Source organism: Campylobacter sp. CFSAN093229 (genome assembly GCF_011068225.1).
Lineage (GTDB): Bacteria > Campylobacterota > Campylobacteria > Campylobacterales > Campylobacteraceae > Campylobacter_D > Campylobacter_D jejuni.
Genome location: NZ_JAAMXB010000012.1, coordinates 17109 through 35073 on the forward strand (window position 1 = coordinate 17109; position 17965 = coordinate 35073).

Annotated in this window: 19 protein-coding genes and 1 pseudogene; 10 read left to right on the plus strand and 10 right to left on the minus strand. The window is 29.6% G+C overall.

Annotated elements, in window-relative coordinates:
* Positions 1 to 3 precede the first annotated feature (3 nt).
* The 10 genes and pseudogenes from rplI (at position 4) to FBE93_RS06540 (ending at position 9540) form a co-directional block, all read left to right on the plus strand.
* A complete protein-coding gene (gene rplI / locus FBE93_RS06495; RefSeq protein ID WP_002781628.1) occupies positions 4 to 447 on the plus strand; it encodes a 50S ribosomal protein L9 in 444 nt (147 codons plus the stop codon).
* Positions 447 to 989, plus strand: coding sequence for an ATP-dependent protease subunit HslV (hslV, locus tag FBE93_RS06500; protein ID WP_165434289.1), 543 nt, complete (start codon positions 447 to 449; stop codon positions 987 to 989). Before rplI ends, hslV begins: the two co-directional genes overlap by 1 nt.
* Positions 986 to 2305, plus strand: a complete 1320-nt coding sequence (gene hslU, locus FBE93_RS06505; protein ID WP_165434290.1) for an HslU--HslV peptidase ATPase subunit — start codon at positions 986 to 988, stop codon at positions 2303 to 2305. Before hslV ends, hslU begins: the two co-directional genes overlap by 4 nt.
* Positions 2302 to 3177, plus strand: a complete 876-nt coding sequence (gene era / locus FBE93_RS06510) for a GTPase Era (RefSeq protein WP_134224802.1) — start codon at positions 2302 to 2304, stop codon at positions 3175 to 3177. The genes hslU and era overlap by 4 nt, the downstream gene beginning before the upstream one ends.
* A complete protein-coding gene (locus FBE93_RS06515; protein ID WP_165434291.1) occupies positions 3164 to 4270 on the plus strand; it encodes a hypothetical protein in 1107 nt (368 codons plus the stop codon). The genes era and FBE93_RS06515 overlap by 14 nt, the downstream gene beginning before the upstream one ends.
* Entirely contained in the window at positions 4263 to 4811 is a 549-nt protein-coding gene (locus FBE93_RS06520) for a hypothetical protein (protein WP_165434292.1), read from the plus strand. The genes FBE93_RS06515 and FBE93_RS06520 overlap by 8 nt, the downstream gene beginning before the upstream one ends.
* A gap of 126 nt (positions 4812 to 4937) precedes the next feature.
* On the plus strand, positions 4938 to 5222 hold the full coding sequence (locus FBE93_RS08505) for a peptide MFS transporter (RefSeq protein ID WP_165434293.1): 285 nt from the start codon (positions 4938 to 4940) through the stop codon (positions 5220 to 5222).
* 44 nt (positions 5223 to 5266) lie between these two features.
* Entirely contained in the window at positions 5267 to 5545 is a 279-nt protein-coding gene (locus FBE93_RS08510; protein WP_347564055.1) for a hypothetical protein, read from the plus strand.
* Between the two features lie 636 nt (positions 5546 to 6181).
* Positions 6182 to 7734: pseudogene (locus FBE93_RS06535) on the plus strand (peptide MFS transporter).
* Positions 7735 to 7749: 15 nt separating this feature from the next.
* Complete coding sequence (locus FBE93_RS06540) at positions 7750 to 9540, plus strand: aminopeptidase P family protein (protein WP_165434294.1); 1791 nt, start codon at positions 7750 to 7752, stop codon at positions 9538 to 9540.
* A 119-nt stretch (positions 9541 to 9659) separates the two neighbouring features.
* On the opposite strand, the gene mrdA is transcribed toward FBE93_RS06540, so the two are convergent.
* From mrdA to cbrR, 10 genes are read right to left on the minus strand one after another with little or no spacing between them, the layout of a single operon-like run.
* Entirely contained in the window at positions 9660 to 11465 is a 1806-nt protein-coding gene (gene mrdA / locus FBE93_RS06545; RefSeq protein WP_002932032.1) for a penicillin-binding protein 2, read from the minus strand.
* A complete protein-coding gene (locus FBE93_RS06550; protein ID WP_165434295.1) occupies positions 11466 to 11960 on the minus strand; it encodes a hypothetical protein in 495 nt (164 codons plus the stop codon).
* On the minus strand, positions 11957 to 12553 hold the full coding sequence (gene yihA, locus FBE93_RS06555; protein WP_002876714.1) for a ribosome biogenesis GTP-binding protein YihA/YsxC: 597 nt from the start codon (positions 12551 to 12553) through the stop codon (positions 11957 to 11959). The genes FBE93_RS06550 and yihA overlap by 4 nt, the downstream gene beginning before the upstream one ends.
* A complete protein-coding gene (locus FBE93_RS06560) occupies positions 12550 to 13011 on the minus strand; it encodes an LptA/OstA family protein (RefSeq protein WP_165434296.1) in 462 nt (153 codons plus the stop codon). The genes yihA and FBE93_RS06560 overlap by 4 nt, the downstream gene beginning before the upstream one ends.
* The gene (locus FBE93_RS06565) at positions 12993 to 13508 is read right to left on the minus strand and encodes a hypothetical protein (RefSeq protein WP_002876713.1); all 516 of its coding nucleotides are present in this window, start codon (positions 13506 to 13508) and stop codon (positions 12993 to 12995) included. Before FBE93_RS06565 ends, FBE93_RS06560 begins: the two co-directional genes overlap by 19 nt.
* Complete coding sequence (locus FBE93_RS06570; RefSeq protein ID WP_002932029.1) at positions 13499 to 13987, minus strand: HAD-IIIA family hydrolase; 489 nt, start codon at positions 13985 to 13987, stop codon at positions 13499 to 13501. Before FBE93_RS06570 ends, FBE93_RS06565 begins: the two co-directional genes overlap by 10 nt.
* Before the next feature lie 5 nt (positions 13988 to 13992).
* Positions 13993 to 14820, minus strand: coding sequence for a septal ring lytic transglycosylase RlpA family protein (locus FBE93_RS06575; protein WP_002932024.1), 828 nt, complete (start codon positions 14818 to 14820; stop codon positions 13993 to 13995).
* The gene (locus FBE93_RS06580) at positions 14780 to 15898 is read right to left on the minus strand and encodes a lytic transglycosylase domain-containing protein (protein ID WP_002852087.1); all 1119 of its coding nucleotides are present in this window, start codon (positions 15896 to 15898) and stop codon (positions 14780 to 14782) included. Before FBE93_RS06580 ends, FBE93_RS06575 begins: the two co-directional genes overlap by 41 nt.
* A complete protein-coding gene (locus FBE93_RS06585) occupies positions 15898 to 16713 on the minus strand; it encodes a TatD family hydrolase (RefSeq protein WP_059110962.1) in 816 nt (271 codons plus the stop codon). The genes FBE93_RS06580 and FBE93_RS06585 overlap by 1 nt, the downstream gene beginning before the upstream one ends.
* Positions 16704 to 17948 (minus strand): bile resistance response regulator CbrR, encoded by a 1245-nt coding sequence (cbrR, locus tag FBE93_RS06590; RefSeq protein ID WP_002932013.1) that lies wholly within the window; start codon positions 17946 to 17948, stop codon positions 16704 to 16706. Before cbrR ends, FBE93_RS06585 begins: the two co-directional genes overlap by 10 nt.
* Between the last annotated feature and the right edge of the window lie 17 nt (positions 17949 to 17965).

Consider the following 17965-nt stretch of genomic DNA (forward strand, 5'->3'; position numbering starts at 1 on the left):
AAAATGAAAGTATTATTAATCAAAGATGTAAAAGCACTTGGAAAAGCAGGAGAAATAAAAGAAGTAAAAGACGGCTACGGACAAAATTTCTTAATCGCTAAAGGCTTTGCTAAAGCAGCTACTAATGAAGTTTTAAGAAAATATGAAAGCGACAAGAAAAAAGAGGCTGAAAATTTACGCTTTGAAATCGCAAATTTAGAAAAACTCAAAGAAGAGCTTAGCAAAATCACTCTTGAAATTTCAAAACCCGTAGGTGCAAATGGAAGTTTGTTTGGTGGCGTAACCAAAGATGAAATCGCTCACGCCCTAAAAGAACAAAGCCATATAGAAATCGATAAAAAAAGTTTAGAATGCGACACCTTAAAAAGCTTAGGAATCCACGAAGTAAGCGTAAAACTTGGACACGCAATCCATGCTAAATTTAACATAAATATAAAGGCAGAATAATGTTTCACGCAACAACGATTTTAGCTTACAAAGGTAAAAATAAATCCGTAATTGGCGGAGATGGACAAGTAAGCTTTGGAAATACGGTGCTAAAAGGCAATGCTGTAAAGATTAGAAAACTCAACAATGACAAAGTTTTAGCAGGTTTTGCAGGATCAACAGCTGATGCTTTTAATCTTTTTGATATGTTTGAAAATCTCCTTCAAAGTTCTAAAGGCGATCTTTTAAAAGCAGCAATTGACTTTTCTAAAGAATGGAGAAAAGACAAATACCTAAGAAAACTTGAAGCCATGATGCTCGTACTTGATAGAAATCACATTTTTCTACTTTCTGGTACAGGCGATGTGGTCGAACCTGAAGATGGACAAATCGCAGCCATAGGAAGTGGTGGAAACTATGCGCTTTCAGCTGCTAGAGCCTTAGCAAAACATACCGATTTAGATGAAGAAGAACTTGTAAAATCAAGTCTTCAAATCGCAGGTGAAATTTGCATTTATACCAATACCAATATCAAAACTTATGTAATCGAGGATAAGAAATGAATCTAACTCCAAAAGAAATCGTTAAATTTTTAGATGATTATGTTATAGGACAAAAAAAAGCTAAAAAAATCATAGCTATAGCTTTAAGAAATCGCTACCGCAGAATGCAACTTAGCCCTGAGTTGCAAGATGATATAGTGCCAAAAAATATCTTGATGATAGGTTCTACAGGTGTAGGAAAAACAGAAATCGCTAGGCGTTTAGCTAAAATGATGGGCTTTCCTTTCATCAAAATCGAGGCGAGTAAATATACTGAAGTAGGTTTTGTAGGTCGTGATGTAGAAAGCATGGTAAGAGATCTTGCCAATGCGGCTTTAAATTTGGTAAAAAACGAACAAAGGGAAAAAAACAAAGATAAAATCGATGAATTTATAGAAAATAAAATTTTAGAAAAACTTTTGCCACCTCTACCAAAGGGTATCAGCGATGAAAAACAAGAAGAATATAAAAACAGTCTTGAAAAAATGAGAACTAAGCTAAGAAATGGCGATCTTGATGAAAGCACCATAGAGATAGAAATTTCACAAAATATGTTCGATACCAATCCCAACCTACCTCCTGAAATGGGTGCAATGCAAGATATAGTTAAGGTTATAGGCGTTGGCAGTAAAAAAGTCAAAAAAGAAATGAAAATCAAAGACGCTAAAAATGCTTTAAAAAACGAAGCAGGAGAAAAAATCCTAGATCAAGAAAGTATCAAAAGTGAAGCCTTAAAAAGAGCAGAAAATGAAGGGATTATTTTTATTGATGAAATCGATAAAATCGCTGTTTCAAGCGGAAATTCAAACCGCCAAGATCCAAGTAAAGAAGGGGTACAAAGAGACTTACTTCCTATAGTTGAGGGATCAAATGTACAAACAAAACTAGGTACTTTAAAAACCGATCATATTCTTTTTATCGCTGCAGGAGCTTTTCATCTTAGCAAACCAAGTGATCTTATCCCTGAACTTCAGGGACGCTTTCCTTTAAGAGTGGAATTAGATAGTCTTGATGATAAAGCTCTTTATGAAATTTTAACACGCCCTAAAAATTCACTTTTAAAACAATACTCTCAGCTTTTAAAAACTGAAAATTTAGAACTTGAATTTGATGATGAAGCCATTAAAGAAATAGCAAAAATAGCTTCAAGAGCCAATGAAGAAATGCAAGATATAGGTGCTAGACGCTTACATACTGTGATAGAAAAATTACTTGAAGATCTAAGCTTTGAAGCTGATGAGTATGCGGGTAAAAAATTCGTAGTGGATAAAAAAATAGTAGAAGAAAAACTCGGAGATATCATAGAAAATAAAGATCTTGCAAGGTATATTTTGTGAAAAGTGGCTTTGTTAGCATCATAGGGCGTACTAATGCAGGAAAAAGTACTTTAATCAATTCCTTATTAGAAGAAAAAATCGCCCTAGTTTCTCACAAACAAAACGCCACAAGACGTAAAATCAAAGCCATAGTGATGCATGAAAAAAATCAAATCATTTTCATCGATACCCCAGGACTTCACGAAAGCGGTGCTACACTTAATCAACTGCTTGTCCAAAGTGCTATTAAATCTATGGGGGATTGTGATGTGATTTTATTTGTGGCGAGTGTTTTTGATAGTACAAAAGACTATGAAAATTTTCTTAGTCTAAACCCACAAGTACCACATATCATCGCTTTAAATAAAGTAGATTTAACCGACAATGCTACGCTTTTAAAAAAACTTAGCGAATATGCAAAATTTAGCCAACATTTTAAGGCTATCATTCCTTATTCTTCTAAGAAAAAAAGCTATAAAAAAGGCTTGTTAGATGAGATAGTAAAATATCTTGACGAACATGAATATTTTTATGATCCTGAATTTTTAAGTGCGAGTAGCGAAAAAGAACTTTATAGAGATTTCATACTTGAAAGTATTTATGAAAATTTAAGCGATGAGCTTCCTTATAGTAGCGAAGTGCTTATCCATCGCACCAAAGACACACCTAATCTTTTAATCCTAGAAGCCAATATCATCACCGATACAAACTCTCACAAGGGTATGCTTATAGGAAAAGAAGGGGCGACTTTAAAAAGAATAGGCAAAGATGCACGCTTTAAAATTTCAAAACTTGCACAAAAAAAGGTACTTTTAAAGCTTTTCGTAACAGTGAAAAAAAACTGGCAAAAAGATGAAGAATTTTTAAAAAAACTTTTAAATGATGAAAATTAATTCATTAAATAAAATAAATTTTATAAAATCTACAGATTTGCTTTATGCTCAAAGAACAGGAATATCCAAAGAAGACGAACTTTTTAACAATTTAACCGCAGATTTTAAGCTAAGCAAACCCTTTGACTATCAAATAGCTTTTTTTAAACATAATGAAATTTATCATTGTTTTTTAGCGCCTGTTTACAAATTGAAAAAAAGCCGTTTTTGCTTTCCTGAGCCTTTAATTTTTCAAGCTTTATTTGATGAAAGATTTATTGAGGAAAGTGATTATTGTGTTTTAAATTTATATGATCAAACTTTATATTTATATTTTTACCAAGAAGGAAAATTTATCAATCTTAAAAAAATCGAAAATTTCAACCCAGGTAATATGGATTTATTTTTTAAACAAAATCGATTTACAGAACTTTTAAAACACTATGAAAGCAAATTGCTACTTTATCAGGATTTGGATACAATCAAACATTACTTCTCATCTCAAATAAAATGTTTAAATCTAAATGATATTCTTGATAAAAATAGTTTATTGAAATTAAGTTCATATAGTATAAAAAATCTAGATCAAAATTGTAATTTTATCAAGCATAATAAAATAAAAATATCTATTTCTTTTAAAATTATATTAATATTTATTTTTAGCTTTAGTCTTAGCATGATGATTTTATTATTTAAAGATTTTATAGAGTACAAACAAAATAAGGAAATTCAAAATAAAAATTTTATCATACAAGAAGAAATTTCCAAACTAAAACAAGATAAGCAAAAATTATTAACAAACATACAAGATTTAAACTTTACTCTTTCCAATAAAATATCATCTACACAACAACAATTTCATATTTTATCCACCATAACAAAAGAAATCAATTTAGATAAAAATAAAGCAATCATTCTAAATCAAATCATATCATGGCTTAACTCCAATGACCTTAAAATCACAAATCTTGAATTTGAACAAACAAAAATCATTCTTTCTTTTATCGATGAAAACCACTTTAAAAGAGCATTAGAAAATCTAAATTCTGCTTTTAAAATTCTTGATAAAAATGAAGAAACATTTAATATCATATTAGAAGTCATACATGAATAAAATAGAAGTATTTTTGCAAAATTTAAATCCTAGGGAAAAATTTCTTTTTATTTCTTTTATCTGCCTTTGTGCTTTGTTTTTAGCTTTTAAAATTCACGATCACTTTTTGGAAGATATTTTTCAAAAAACATTAGTAGAACATAATTACCTTGCATTAAATGAAGCAAAAATAGAAAATTCACATCTTAAAGAAATAGAGACAAAGCTAACAAAACAGATAAAAACAGAGGAAGAAAAATTAAAATACTATAAAGAAAAATTACATTTATTTTCTTATGATAAAGATTTTTTCAATAAAAAAATCAATAATTTATCCAAAAATTTAATCATTAATGAAATAAAATTTTCCCAAGAAAACAAAAATTTTATTCACTATAATTATGTTTCTCTAAGTTTAAATAGCAACTTTAAAGACTTACTCAATTTTATACAAAATTTAGAAAATCTTCCTATAGCTTTAAAAATTGATAAAATAAAACTATACAATACACAGGGTTTAAAATTAAAGCTTGATTTAATGTTTAAATTTGTTAATTTATAATAATATTAAAATATTATATTTTTAAATATTATTATAAAAAAAATATTTAAAAATATTGTAATTTAATTATTTTTCTATTACTATTAGTTAAAATATTTTAAGCATAAAAAAGAAAGGTATTGGGAAGTGACTAAACAAGAAATACAAAAACTCGATACAAATTTCCTGGGTCATCCCAAGCCTTTATTCTCTCTATCAATGGTAGAACTTTGGGAAAGATTTGCTTTTTATGGCATACGATCTTTACTTGTGCTTTTCATGGCAACAACCATAAGCAAAGGTGGACTTGGAATAAGTACTGAATACACCTCGGCAATTTATGGCATTTTTGCAGGATGCTTGTATTTAACAGCACTTCCTGGAGGCTGGATTACTGATAATTATTTAGGGCAAAAAAGGCTTTATTTTTAGGTTCTTTTATTATAGCTTTAGGACATATTAGCATAGCCTTATCTATTTTAAGCACACCTATGTTTTTCTTAGGGCTTACTTTTATCATTATTGGTACTGGATTTTTTAAAACTAGCGCTTCTGTAACAGTTGGAATGTTATATAAACAAAATGATACAAGATGCGATACTGGCTATACGATTTTTTATATAGGAATTAACATTGGAGCATTCATTGCTCCTCTTATATGTGGTTTTGTTCAAGCAAAATGGAATTATCATTTAGGATTTTGCATAGAGGGGGGGGGTAGATATGCTAATCTCTTTGCTTATTTTATATTTTAAAGCTGTCCCTGAGCTTGAAGAATTTCATAAAAATTGTACCTTAAAGCAAAACTGGGAACAACCATTTAAAAAAGTAAAAATTTAACTCTTATGCTAAAGTATAAGCCTGTTAAGTATTATTGGATTTTTTCTAATTTTTATTAATCTTGTAGATATTAATCTCATGATACTATCAAAAAAACTTCTAATTGTAATTTTACTATGTTTGGACTCTCTATAATGGCTGAGATTGCCCCTGATTTAATCAAAAATCAAATCATGGGACTTTTGGTTTGTAGCAAGTGCGCTTGGAAATTTTGTTGCAGGATTTATAGAAGAAAATGTCAATATTAAAAAAATCGATCAACTTCCCAGTATTTTTAGGCAATGTATGTGGATGCTTTTTGTTGTAGCGCTTTTACTTTTTATTGCCAAAAAATCAATTTATAAAATTCTTAACGAAAAAAATAAGCAATTATCTAATTAAACTTAAAATACAAAATACACCAAAGTTGAAAATTGATCTTAATATTTCTTTTTTTATATTTGCAAAAAAGTAACATTATGATATAAATCATTTAAAAATATTACAAAGTTATACATATTTTTTAATTTCTTGTCTATAATTTATAAATAAAAATACACAAAGGACATAAATTGAGTAAAAATGTAAAAAATTTAGATACTTCATTTTTTGGACATCCAAAACCACTTTTATCTCTTTCGCTTACTGAGCTTTGGGAAAGATTTTCTTTTTACGGAATTCGTCCCTTGCTTTACCTTTTTATGATAGCAAGTTTTGAAAAAAGTGGAATGAGCTTAAAACCTGAAGAAGCAAGTGCAATTATGGGAATTTTTGCAAGTTGTTTATATCTTGCTGCTTTGCCAGGTGGATGGCTTGCGGATAATTACTTAGGACAAAAAAGAGCAATTTTACTAGGTGCTTTAACTATAGCATTTGGACATTTGTGCATAGCCTTTTCTTATTTTAACAATAAAATGATTTTTGTTGGTATGGTTTTTTGGTTATAGGTACAGGACTTTTTAAAACTTGTGCTTCTGTAATGGTTGGAATGCTTTATAAAAAAAATGATGCAAGGCGTGACTCTGGTTTTACTCTTTTTTATATGTGCTTTAATTTTGGTGCTTTTGTAGCTCCTTTAATTTGCGGCTTTTTACAAAAAGAATACGGATGGCATTTTGGTTTTGGTGCAGGTGGGATTGGTATGCTTTTAGCGGTAATTATTTTCTACCTAAAAACTATGCCTGATTTAAAAGAATTTGATGAAAAAGTTGGCATAGACTCTACTTGGGATAGACCAAGCAAAAAAAGCAAAAACGCATTTTACATCATCATTGTATCAGGTATTGTTTTGCTTGGAGCAATATTTTTAATCCTTGGTGGTTTTATAAAATTAGATGCACAAGTTATTAATAAAAATATTATTTTAACTATCTTAGCTTGTGCTGGAATTTATTTTTTATATCTTTTCGCTTTTACTTCTTTAAAAATAGAAGAAAAAAGAAATTTAATTATTTTTATTGTTTTGTTTTTAGCAGCTGCGTTATTTTGGTCAGTATATGAGCAACAATACACTTCTTTTAATTTTTTTGCAGAAAAATTAACAGATAAAACCATATTAAATTATGAAATTCCTACAATATGGTTTCAATCTCTTGGAGGTTTATTTGTTATACTTTTTGCACCTTTTAGTGCTTTTATATGGACTATATGTGCCAAAAATAATAAAGAAATTTCATCTATTATTAAATTTGCACTAGGACTTTTGGGTGCAGCTTTAGCATTTTTAATAATGGCTTTAGCTTCAAATCATGCAATTAGTTTAAATGGCGATGCTGATACATTAAGAGAAAATTTAGAAAATTCATCACAAATTATTTTAGTTTCACCTTGGTGGCTTGTTAGTAGCTTTTTGCTTATGGTTTTAGGAGAGCTTTGCCTTTCTCCTGTGGGACTTTCTATAATGACAAAAATTGCACCTAATTTAATTAAATCTCAAGTCATGGGACTTTGGTTTGTAGCAAGTGCATTAGGCAATGCTTTAGCTGGATTCATAGGTGGTAAAGCAAGTAAAGAAAATATAGCTTATTTGCCAAATTTATTTTACCAATGTATGTGGATATTACTTGGTGCTGTTATAATTTTACTTATACTCAAAAAACCTATCAATAAAATACTAAAAAATTAATATTAAGGAGAAAATATGAGTATTTACAAACAAAGAGTATTAGAACTTAGAAGATTAATGAAAGAAAATAATATTGACGCCTATCTCATCTTAAGTGCTGATCCGCATTTGAGCGAATATTTACCAGAATATTACAAAAACAGAGTCTTTATCAGTGGCTTTAAGGGTTCTGTTGGAACAGTTCTTATCACACAAGAAGAGGGCTTTTTGTGGGTAGATGGAAGATATTGGCTTCAAGCACAAAAGGAATTAGAAGGTAGTGGCATACTTTTACAAAAGCAAGATGCTAAAAATACTTTTACCAAATGGTTGGAAAAAAATTTAAGCGAAGATCAAATTTTAGGCATCGATTTTGCACTTTTACCTTTATCTTTGCAAAAAGATTTAAAGATTAATTGCAAGGCAAATTTAAAACATATAGATTTAATAAGTCCACTTTGGAAAGATCGTCCCACTTTACCACAAGAAAAAATTTATGAACACGAACTAGAATACTGCTCTTACTCAAGAAAAGAAAAATTAGCATTAGTGCGTCAAAAAATGAAAAATTTAAATGCTACTTCTCATTTAATCTCCAGCCTTGATGATATAGCTTGGCTTACAAATTTAAGAGGGAATGATGTAAATTATAATCCTGTATTTTTAAGTCATTTGCTAATCTTGGAAGACAAAGCTTTGCTTTTTGTTGATCAGAAAAAAGTAAATTCAGAACTTGAAAAAAAATTAAATTTAGATGGGTTTTGGCTTAAAAATTATGATGAAATCATCATGGAGCTTGAAAAACTTACAAATACAAATTTGCTTATTGAACCTTCAAAAATGACCGCTTTACTCATAAATTCTTTAGACAAAAGCGTAAAAATCATCCAAGAAATTAATCCAAGCACTCACTTAAAAGCAGCTAAAAATACAAAAGAAATAGTGCATATACAAGATGCTATGATAGAAGATGGAGTGGCTTTATGTAAATTTTTTGCATGGCTTGAAGAAGCAATAGAAAATAAAGAATTAATAAGCGAATTAGACATAGATGCTAAAGCAAGCGAATTTAGAGCACAAAGCAAGTACTACATAAGTGATAGTTTTGCCACTATAGCAGGTTTTAACGAAAACGCAGCATATCCACATTATAAAGCCACAAAAGAGAGTTTTGCTTATCTTAAAAAAGATGGGCTTTTACTTATTGATTCTGGTGGACAATATAAAAACGGCACAACAGATATTACACGCGTTGTACCAATAGGAAAGGCTAATGCAGAACAAATTCGTGACTATACCTTGGTTTTAAAAGCACATATTGCCATTTCCAGTGCAATTTTTCCAAAAGATATAGCTATGCCCTTACTTGATGCAATCACACGCGCACCTTTATGGAAAGAACAAATTGACTATATACACGGCACAGGACATGGCGTGGGATATTTTTTAAATGTCCATGAAGGTCCACAAGTTTTATCTTATCTATCCCCTGTGCTTGAAAAAACAAAAGCCAAAGAAGGTATGCTAACCTCCATAGAACCAGGTATTTATAAAGTAGGTAAATGGGGTATAAGACTTGAAAATTTAGTTATTCATACCAAAGTAGAAAATCCTAAAAATAAAGATTTTGGAGAGTTTTTATACTTTAAACCTGTTACTCTTTGTCCTTTTGAAATATCTTGTATTGATACAAAAATGTTAGATGAAAAAGAAAAAGAGTGGTTAAACAATTACCACAAAGAAGTATTTGAAAAACTTTCTCCTAAGCTAGGTGATTATCCAAAAGCTCTAGTTTGGCTTAAAAAAAGAACAAAAGCCATCTTTTAAGATACTTTTGTTAACATAGATAAATTTTCCTTGTATTAAACTTATAATTTGTTTAATACAAGGTTTTTAAACCAATTGCTAAAAAAGTTTTTTTGAAAAACTCGATTTACAACTAAAAATTATTTAAAATATCCAAGTTCAATCATTTTTTGATAAATTTTAGCTACAGTTGCCCCTGAAGTAATATTTCTCCCACCATGTTCCAAAAGAACGGTAACTACATATTTTGGCTTAGAATAAGGAGCATAAGAAGTGAGCCACGCATGAGATCTAGTATAATACTCAAATTGTTTTTCATCAACCCTATTTTTATCTGTCTGTGAAAATCCCACAACCTGAGCAGTTCCTGTTTTTGCTGCAACTTTCACATCAAGATTATGCAAATAACGATAAGAGGTTCCTCCTTGCTCATTGGCAACAGCATACATTGCATCTCTTATATAAGGCAATTGACTCTTTTCAAATAAAGTAAAAATTTCTTTTTTATTTTCATCCATTTGATTTTCTATAGTTGTATTGTTATTTTCTATGCTTTTTAAAAAATGAGGTATAACCTCTCCACCTTTTGCGATTTGAGCTGTATATCTAGCAATTTGCATAGGTGTTGCAAGAAAACCACCTTGACCTATAGCCGTATTTAAAGTATCACCTTGAAACCAAGATTGTCTATATCTTTGCATCTTCCATTCTTTACTTGGCAAAGTTCCTACAAATTCACTAGGTAAATCTACCCCTGTTTTCGCTCCAAAACCAATGCGAGATAAAGTTTCACTTATTTGATCGATTCCAACTTGCAAACTGCCATTATAAAAATAAACATCACAACTATATTTTATCGCATGTTTTAAATCCACAGGTCCATGGCCTGATCGATTCCAACATCTAAAAAACCTGCCTCCAAGCTCAATACTTCCATTGCAAACATATTGAGTTGATGGACTAATATTTTTAGAATTTAAAAAAGAAAGCCCTACTCCCATTTTTACAACAGAACCTGGAGGATAATATCCATTTATAAGTTTATTTGTAAAAGGATGATCAAGACTATTTGAAAGCTCATCCCAATCCTTAAAAGAAATCCCTGTTACAAAAGGATTAAGATCATATTCAGGGAAACTCCCTGCAGCTAAAATAGATCCATCATTTACATTCATAATTATAGCAGCTCCAGCATTCCCTTCAAACAATGAAGTTAAATAAGACTGAAGCTCTATATCTATCGTAAGTTCTATATCATTAGACATAGCAGGAGTGTAAGAAAGCTGTTCTACTTCTTGATTTAAGGCATTAACCTTATAAACCCTAGTTCCTTTTTCTCCTTGTAAAATATCATTATAATAGCGTTCTATACCACTTTTTCCCGTATAATTAGAAAGTTTTGCTATTTCATTTTCTTGAACATCTTGCAAATTTGCCTTACCTACATACCCAATAATATGCGAAGCTAATTTTCCAAAAGGATATTTTCTTTTTACAACAGGATCTATTTTTATTGTTTTATTAAGATTTAACTCTGAATAATGCGGAATAATCTCATCATAGGGTATAAAATCTACAACTTTAATAAAATCTTGATTATAGTAAGAATCATTTCTCTTATAAATTTCTGCTAATTTACTAGCATTTAAATCGGGAAATAAATTTGTAAGTTCAGATAATTCTTTATCCAAAATTCCTTTATTTGACTTTTTAATACTCAAATAAGGTTTAATAGAAATACTAAAACCCAAATCATTAATAGCCAATAAAGTTCCATTTCTATCTGTAATTTGACCCCTAACAGGTGGCAAAAATTCAGTTTTTATGGCATTTTGTTTAGCAAGCTCTTCATAATATACATTTGATTTTATACTCAAATAATACACACGACTTAATAAAAATATAAAAAACAATAGTATAAATCCAACAACTAAACGCATTCTCATTTAAATTTTACCTTTAAAAAACACATAAGCTAAACAACATTCTATAAAAACTAAAACAATATACGCCCATCCTAAAATTTTAATTTTTTCATCTCCAATATAAGACAATATCATATCCAAAAACAAAATAATGCCGTAAGCACAAAGCACAAAAACAACAGGGATAAATTTACCAATTTTTAAATTTGTCTTAATCCAATCTGCACAAAGATAATAAAAAATAAAAAATGCCAACCAAGATGAAAAAATAAAAAAATTATAAGTTATATCAGTAAAAAATAAAAAAAATAAAGAAAAATACCATCTAAAATCAAGCTTTGAAAAAGTTCTTTCTCTCTCTTCTAGTAAGCAAAACATATAACAGAAAAAAATCCCATAAAGTAACGGAGCATATACAAAAGTCGAACCAAGAATCTGATAGATTAGAAAAAAAAATCCTAAAAAGACATAAGCTCCATTAAATTTTGCTTTATAAGCACTTAAATTTCTTCTCATTTACCAAGACCTAAAGTTTGATTGATAATAATATCTTCCAAAGAATCAAGGCCAAATTTATTCAAATTTGAAACTAAAATAGAGTCTTTAAATTCATTTTTTAACTTAGCTTTTTCACTTTGATTTAATTTATCGCATTTGGTAAAAACTTTTAAAATTTTTTGATCAGGTCGTAAAAATCTTTTCAAATAGTCATTTAAATTTACATCGATCTCTAAATGAGTATGTCTTGAATCGATCAAATGTATAAATAACTTTATCGAGGTTCTTAATTTTAAAAATTCATCTAAGTTTTGATTCCATATTTCTTTTAAATTTTTAGAAACCTTTGCATAACCAAACCCTGGCAAATCGATAAAATTGATATTAAATTTTTCTTCATTTCTTTTGCAAGTTACTTCGAAAAAATTTATAAGCTGAGTTTTTCCAGGAGTTGCCGAACTTTTGGCTAAATTTTTTTGTTTACACAAAGAATTGATTAAAGAACTTTTTCCGACATTAGAACGCCCCAAAAATGCTACTTCACTAAAATTTGAGCTCAAATTCTCATCAAATTTCACTAAAGAAGTGATAAATTTAGCACTAATTATCATTTATCTTTAAGGTCAAATACAAAACGAGCAGGTTTTTGATTCTTGCTCTCTACTCGATAAATATTAGCTTTTCTATCGACTATTATTTTATCACCAAAAAGTTTTTGATTGCTTCCAAGCTCATTTATATAAGCATGACCATTAATCTCGTAAGTATCTTTAATAACATTATAAATAAATTTATCTCCACTACCTTTATAAGTTTTACCTTTTAAAACAATCTTAAACCTAGCATTTTGCATTGCTTCATAACGAATAGGTTTGCGATTTTTATCCGTATAAATAATCAATTTTTCAGAATTTAAAATATCATCACCCCTAATTACTTCTACATTTCCACTAAGAATACTTTCACCCTTATTTTCATCTGAGTAAAAATTTAAAGCTTTTACTTCAATTTGAGTTGCCCAAGTTACACTTACACAAGCTAACAATAAAATTATTTGTCTTGCAACCACGCATTTACTCCTTGGATATTTAAAATTTTGTTTTTTACATCATAGTTTAAAGTATTTCCGTTAATAATACTTCCATTGATCAGAGCTTTAAAATTAGTATTTGTGTGTAAAATTTTATCCTTAGGTTGGTATTCTACCTCTTGAGAAATAATTTTGACATTATCAGAACCTATATAAGTAACATTTCCTTCAAACAAAACCTTGCTCATATCTTTATTAAAAAACTCTAAACGATTTGCACTAAGATTAAAATCTAAATTTAAAGTAATAAAATCATTAAATTCATCTCTATCTGTATATCTCACCCAAGAATTTGCCTTATAATATGCCTTAATTGTACTAGCATTACTCTCATAAGCTTTCAAATTTTTAGCCTCAATATTTTTAAAATTTAAAGCATTAGTTTGCAAATTCAAAGAATACGGATCTTGCAAACTTAAAATCGTAAAAGTAATTGTAAAAAGAGCAATTAAAATTCCAAAAATTTTTATAGCCAAAGCTTATTCCATTCTTCTTCTAGATGATTTTTTTCTACTAAAATTTCTATCATCTGTGCTACAGCAGCCTTACCACCTTTTTTGCTAAGCACTATGTCTACATTTAAATCTTTATGACCATCTTTTGGCTTAAAACTAAGCCCTACACTTTCAAGCAAAGCCTTATCGTTAAAATAATCTCCAATAGCCGCACACTGAGAAAAATCTAAATTAAGTTTTTGCAAAATTTCTTTTGCGCAAGCTAACTTATCCTTAACACCTTGATATAAAATTTCTATTTTTAAATCTTTAGCTCTTTTTTCAACACAAGGACAATTTCTACCTGTAATAATAGCAATTTTTTTACCAAGCTTTAGCCAAGCCTCGATAGCCGCTCCATCTTTTACATCAAATTCTTTAATAAATTCTCCATTAGAAGTATAAATAATTTTTCCATCAGTTAAACAGCCATCTACATCCAAAAAAATCAATTCTGTCATAATTTCTACTCTCTTACAACAAATGCGCCTGAAAATGCACCACTTGCAGCAAAATCCCTTGCTTCATCTTCACTTCTAAAGCCTGTTAAGAAAACGCGATTTAACCCATCCGCTGAACTTGTGCGTATAGTGGAGCTATAAGTTCTATAAGTTTTATATCTTGCTGCTATCGTTTGTGCTCCAGCTGGGTTTTTAAAGGCTCCAATTTGAACCATGAAATTTCCACCTTCATAAATTTGTCCATTATTTGCAATCTCTCCACTATTTCCATAGTTTACATTAGAATGTACAATATTATTACCCGAGCTACTTGAACCAAATCCTATAACCTCAAGCCTTACTGGAGCTGTTCCTGAAGCAATCATATCAATTTGACTAGCAGCTCCTTTTGATAAATCTATAATACGATTATTTACAAAAGGACCTCTATCATTCACACGAACGGTAACTTGACGATTGTTATTTAGATTAGTTACTTTTAAAATGGTATTCATAGGTAAAGTTTTATGAGCCGCGGTTAAACCGTTTTGATTATAGGTTTCGCCATTAGAGGTTTTTTTACCATGAAAACCTGGACCATACCAACTTGCAATACCATCAGCAGTTTCACCTACTGCTACAACAGTAGGATAGTAAGTTTTACCGTTGATAGTATAAGGCTTCATCGTTCCTTTAGTCCCTGAAGAACTAGGACTGCTTTTAAAATCATTTGAAGGATAATACACTTGAGCATTATCCAAGCTAGAAAAAAAACTAGTGCCTAAACAACCACTAAAAAATAAAGCCCCTAGACTAACGGCTGACAACTTTAGTGTAATTGTTTTTATTTGCATTTTTATTCTCCTTGATTGGTATAATTAATTTTTGATTAATACTAAGATGATTTTTTGCTATTTTATTGAATTCTCGAATTTCATCAACACTTATATTATAATTTTTTGCTATTTTATATAAAGAGTCACCAGACTTAACGGTATAAGTTCTTGTCATAGGTATAGTTGTATCAACCTTTGCAAGTTTTTCTGCTTTAAAATTTTTATCAAAAAATGCTACTTTATTAAGTGGTATATACATATAATACCCTTTACCAGGAGGCGTAAAATTATGTTTAAATTGTGGATTATATTTCTTAAAAGTTGCAAGATCCATATTTAAATTTTTAGCTATTTCTTTTAAAGATGCAGAAGAAGGCACATCAACTTTTGCAAATTCATTGCTTAAAGCATAATTCATTAAAGACGCATCTTTATCTAATAAAAAATCCCTATCATTAGCTAAAAAAGCAAGCGTTAAAATCTTTCTTATAAAATTTCTAGTTTCTAAAGAAAGATATTTCTTATCAGGGTTCAATAAAACACTTAAATCATCACTTCCTGCTTGCTTGATAGCTTGTCTTAGCTTGCCATTTCCGCAATTATAAGCTAAAAGTGCCAAATACCATTTGCCAAATTCTTCTTTTAACTCTTTTAAATAATTTGTAGCGGCATAAGTTGACTTGACCGGATCACGCCTTTCATCAACATAAGCATCGATTCTTAAACCCAAATTTCTAGCTGTTGGTTGCATAAATTGCCAAACCCCTACAGCCTTGGCATTAGAAACACTATGAGTTTTCAAGCCTGATTCAACCATAGCTAGATACAAAATCTCATCAGGAACTTCCTGCTGGGCTAAAATTTTTCTTATCATAGGAGTAACTTTTGAAAAATTTTGCATACTATCTATTAAAGTTTGAGCATGTTTTGATTTTATATCTTGTTGAGTTTGCACAAAAATCAAATCACTAATAAAACTTGGATTAATATCTAAATTTCTTAAAACATTCATTTGTCTTTCATAAAATTCAGGAGTATTAATTTGTGCAAAAAGAAAATTAAAACATATTAAAAAACACAATAAAATTTTTTTCATTAATAACCTTTAAAAAATAATTTTTCAGAATTGTTAAAACAAATTTCTAGAAGCTCTTTTCTTGATAAATTCAATACTTCACACATTTTGTTTGCTACAAATTGAGTTAACAAAGGTTCATTTCTTTTACCGCGATAAGGCTCTGGAGTAAGATATGGAGCATCAGTTTCAAGTAGTAGTTTATCTTTTGGAATTTTAGGCAAAATCTCAACTAATTTCTTAGCATTTTTAAAAGTTAAAACTCCCCCAATACCAAAATAAAATCCCTCTTCAAAAAGAGTTAGCAAATGTTCGCTTGCATTAAAGCAGTGTAAAACTCCTCCTACAAGATCCTTAGAATACCCATGTAAAATCTCATAAGTATCATGATTTGCTTCTCTTGAGTGGATGATAACAGGTTTTTTAAATTCAATAGCAAGTTCAAGCTGTGCGGTAAAAATCTTTTTTTGATTTTCTTTTTCTTTTTGAATTTCTTCAGCAAGATCACTTTTAAAACGAAAATAATCAAGCCCACATTCACCTACAGCTACACACTTTTCATCGCATAAATACTGCCTTAAAATTTTCTCATCATAATTATCAATTTCATAAGGATGCACCCCTGCTGCAAAAAAAATATTTTTATATTTATGAGCAATTGTAGCTGCATAGGGCAAATCTTTTATATCAGCACCAGGTATGATGATTTTCTCTATACCATTTTTAAAAGCACGATTTAAAGTTTCATCTAAATCATCTTTAAATGCTTCACTGTCTAGATGGCAATGCGTATCAACAATCCTTAAACCATCTTGAAAATCAAGATTTAAGAACATACTTCAACTCTATCCTTGCCATTATCTTTTGCTTGAGACAATATTTTACTTGCTTTATCAACCAAAGAATCAATCTTATCTCCACTTTTTCCAAAAACCACGCCTATAGAAGCTGTAAAAAAGACTTCATCTAAATTAACTAAAACACCAGCTTTTTTTATATTTACTCGTATACGAGAAAAGATTTTAATCGCTCTTTCTTGGGATATATTTTTAAGCAAAATGCAAATTTTTTCTGCACTATATCTACCTACAAGATCTCTTCCTTTAGTTTCATTAACTATTTCATTGGCGCAGATTTTAATTACTTCATCACCAACTTCACGGCCGTATTCATCGTTAATCATTTGAAGATTATCTATATCCAAGAAAGCAAAAGCAAATTCCTCGTCTTTTGTTGCTATTTCGTTAAAATAATCATCTATTCCATCGATTAAAGCATTATAATTTTTAACCCCAGATACAGGATCTAAAACATTATAAGTGCTTAAAAATTTTTTATCATCCATGTAAGATAAACAACGATCTAAGCGACAATTAAAACTTTCTTTGCTTAAAGGCTTAAACAAATACTCATTAACTCCATTTTTAAAAGAATTTGCTTCAAATGAATCATTATGATCCCCCAAAAGAATCACACCTAATTCATCATCACTAAAACGTTCTCTTACTTGAGTCAAAAGCTCAAAACCGCTAATTACTGGCATATTGACATCTGCTATAATAAGCTTAACATCATTATTATCATTTAAATAACTCATTGCTTCTTCACCATGAGCTGCAGCTAAAACATTAAATTGTCTTTGAGTAAGTATTTTTTTAATTTCATTACGTTCAGGTAGCTTGCTCATAGCTAAAATCACTTTAGTTTTTGCATATTGATTAAGCTTTACAATAGAACTAATAATCTCATCAATGCAAGTTTCACTTTCTTTAAAAATATAATCTAATATATCTTTATCCATAAATTTTTCTTTAGTAGCCTTATCACCACTAGCTGTAAGAACAATAGCAGGAATTTTCTTTTCTATAACATAATCCACAACTTCACCATTTGGGGCATCTGGCAAACATAAATCCACAAAAGCTAAAAAATAATCATTATTCACTAATTCCTTAGCTTCGGCGAAACCAAAAGCAATATCTACCTCATAATCTAAAGTCATTTGAATTTTTTTAGCTAAAAGTTTGCCGAGCATTTTATTGTCATCAATAATTAAAATTTTCTTATTCATAGTGTGTAAAATACCTT

Excerpts from the sequence above, each read along its gene's own strand:
- FBE93_RS06520 (WP_165434292.1), top strand. The coding sequence starts at position 4,263 with ATGAATAAAATAGAAGTATTTTTGCAAAATTTAAATCCTAGGGAAAAA.
- rplI (WP_002781628.1), top strand. The coding sequence starts at position 4 with ATGAAAGTATTATTAATCAAAGATGTAAAAGCACTTGGAAAAGCAGGA.
- FBE93_RS06570 (WP_002932029.1), bottom strand. The coding sequence starts at position 13,987 with ATGACAGAATTGATTTTTTTGGATGTAGATGGCTGTTTAACTGATGGA.
- cbrR (WP_002932013.1), bottom strand. The coding sequence starts at position 17,948 with ATGAATAAGAAAATTTTAATTATTGATGACAATAAAATGCTCGGCAAA.
- FBE93_RS06575 (WP_002932024.1), bottom strand. The coding sequence starts at position 14,820 with ATGCAAATAAAAACAATTACACTAAAGTTGTCAGCCGTTAGTCTAGGG.
- FBE93_RS06540 (WP_165434294.1), top strand. The coding sequence starts at position 7,750 with ATGAGTATTTACAAACAAAGAGTATTAGAACTTAGAAGATTAATGAAA.
- mrdA (WP_002932032.1), bottom strand. The coding sequence starts at position 11,465 with ATGAGAATGCGTTTAGTTGTTGGATTTATACTATTGTTTTTTATATTT.
- yihA (WP_002876714.1), bottom strand. The coding sequence starts at position 12,553 with ATGATAATTAGTGCTAAATTTATCACTTCTTTAGTGAAATTTGATGAG.
- FBE93_RS06585 (WP_059110962.1), bottom strand. The coding sequence starts at position 16,713 with ATGTTCTTAAATCTTGATTTTCAAGATGGTTTAAGGATTGTTGATACG.
- FBE93_RS06550 (WP_165434295.1), bottom strand. The coding sequence starts at position 11,960 with ATGAGAAGAAATTTAAGTGCTTATAAAGCAAAATTTAATGGAGCTTAT.
- hslV (WP_165434289.1), top strand. The coding sequence starts at position 447 with ATGTTTCACGCAACAACGATTTTAGCTTACAAAGGTAAAAATAAATCC.
- hslU (WP_165434290.1), top strand. The coding sequence starts at position 986 with ATGAATCTAACTCCAAAAGAAATCGTTAAATTTTTAGATGATTATGTT.
- FBE93_RS06580 (WP_002852087.1), bottom strand. The coding sequence starts at position 15,898 with ATGAAAAAAATTTTATTGTGTTTTTTAATATGTTTTAATTTTCTTTTT.
- FBE93_RS06515 (WP_165434291.1), top strand. The coding sequence starts at position 3,164 with ATGATGAAAATTAATTCATTAAATAAAATAAATTTTATAAAATCTACA.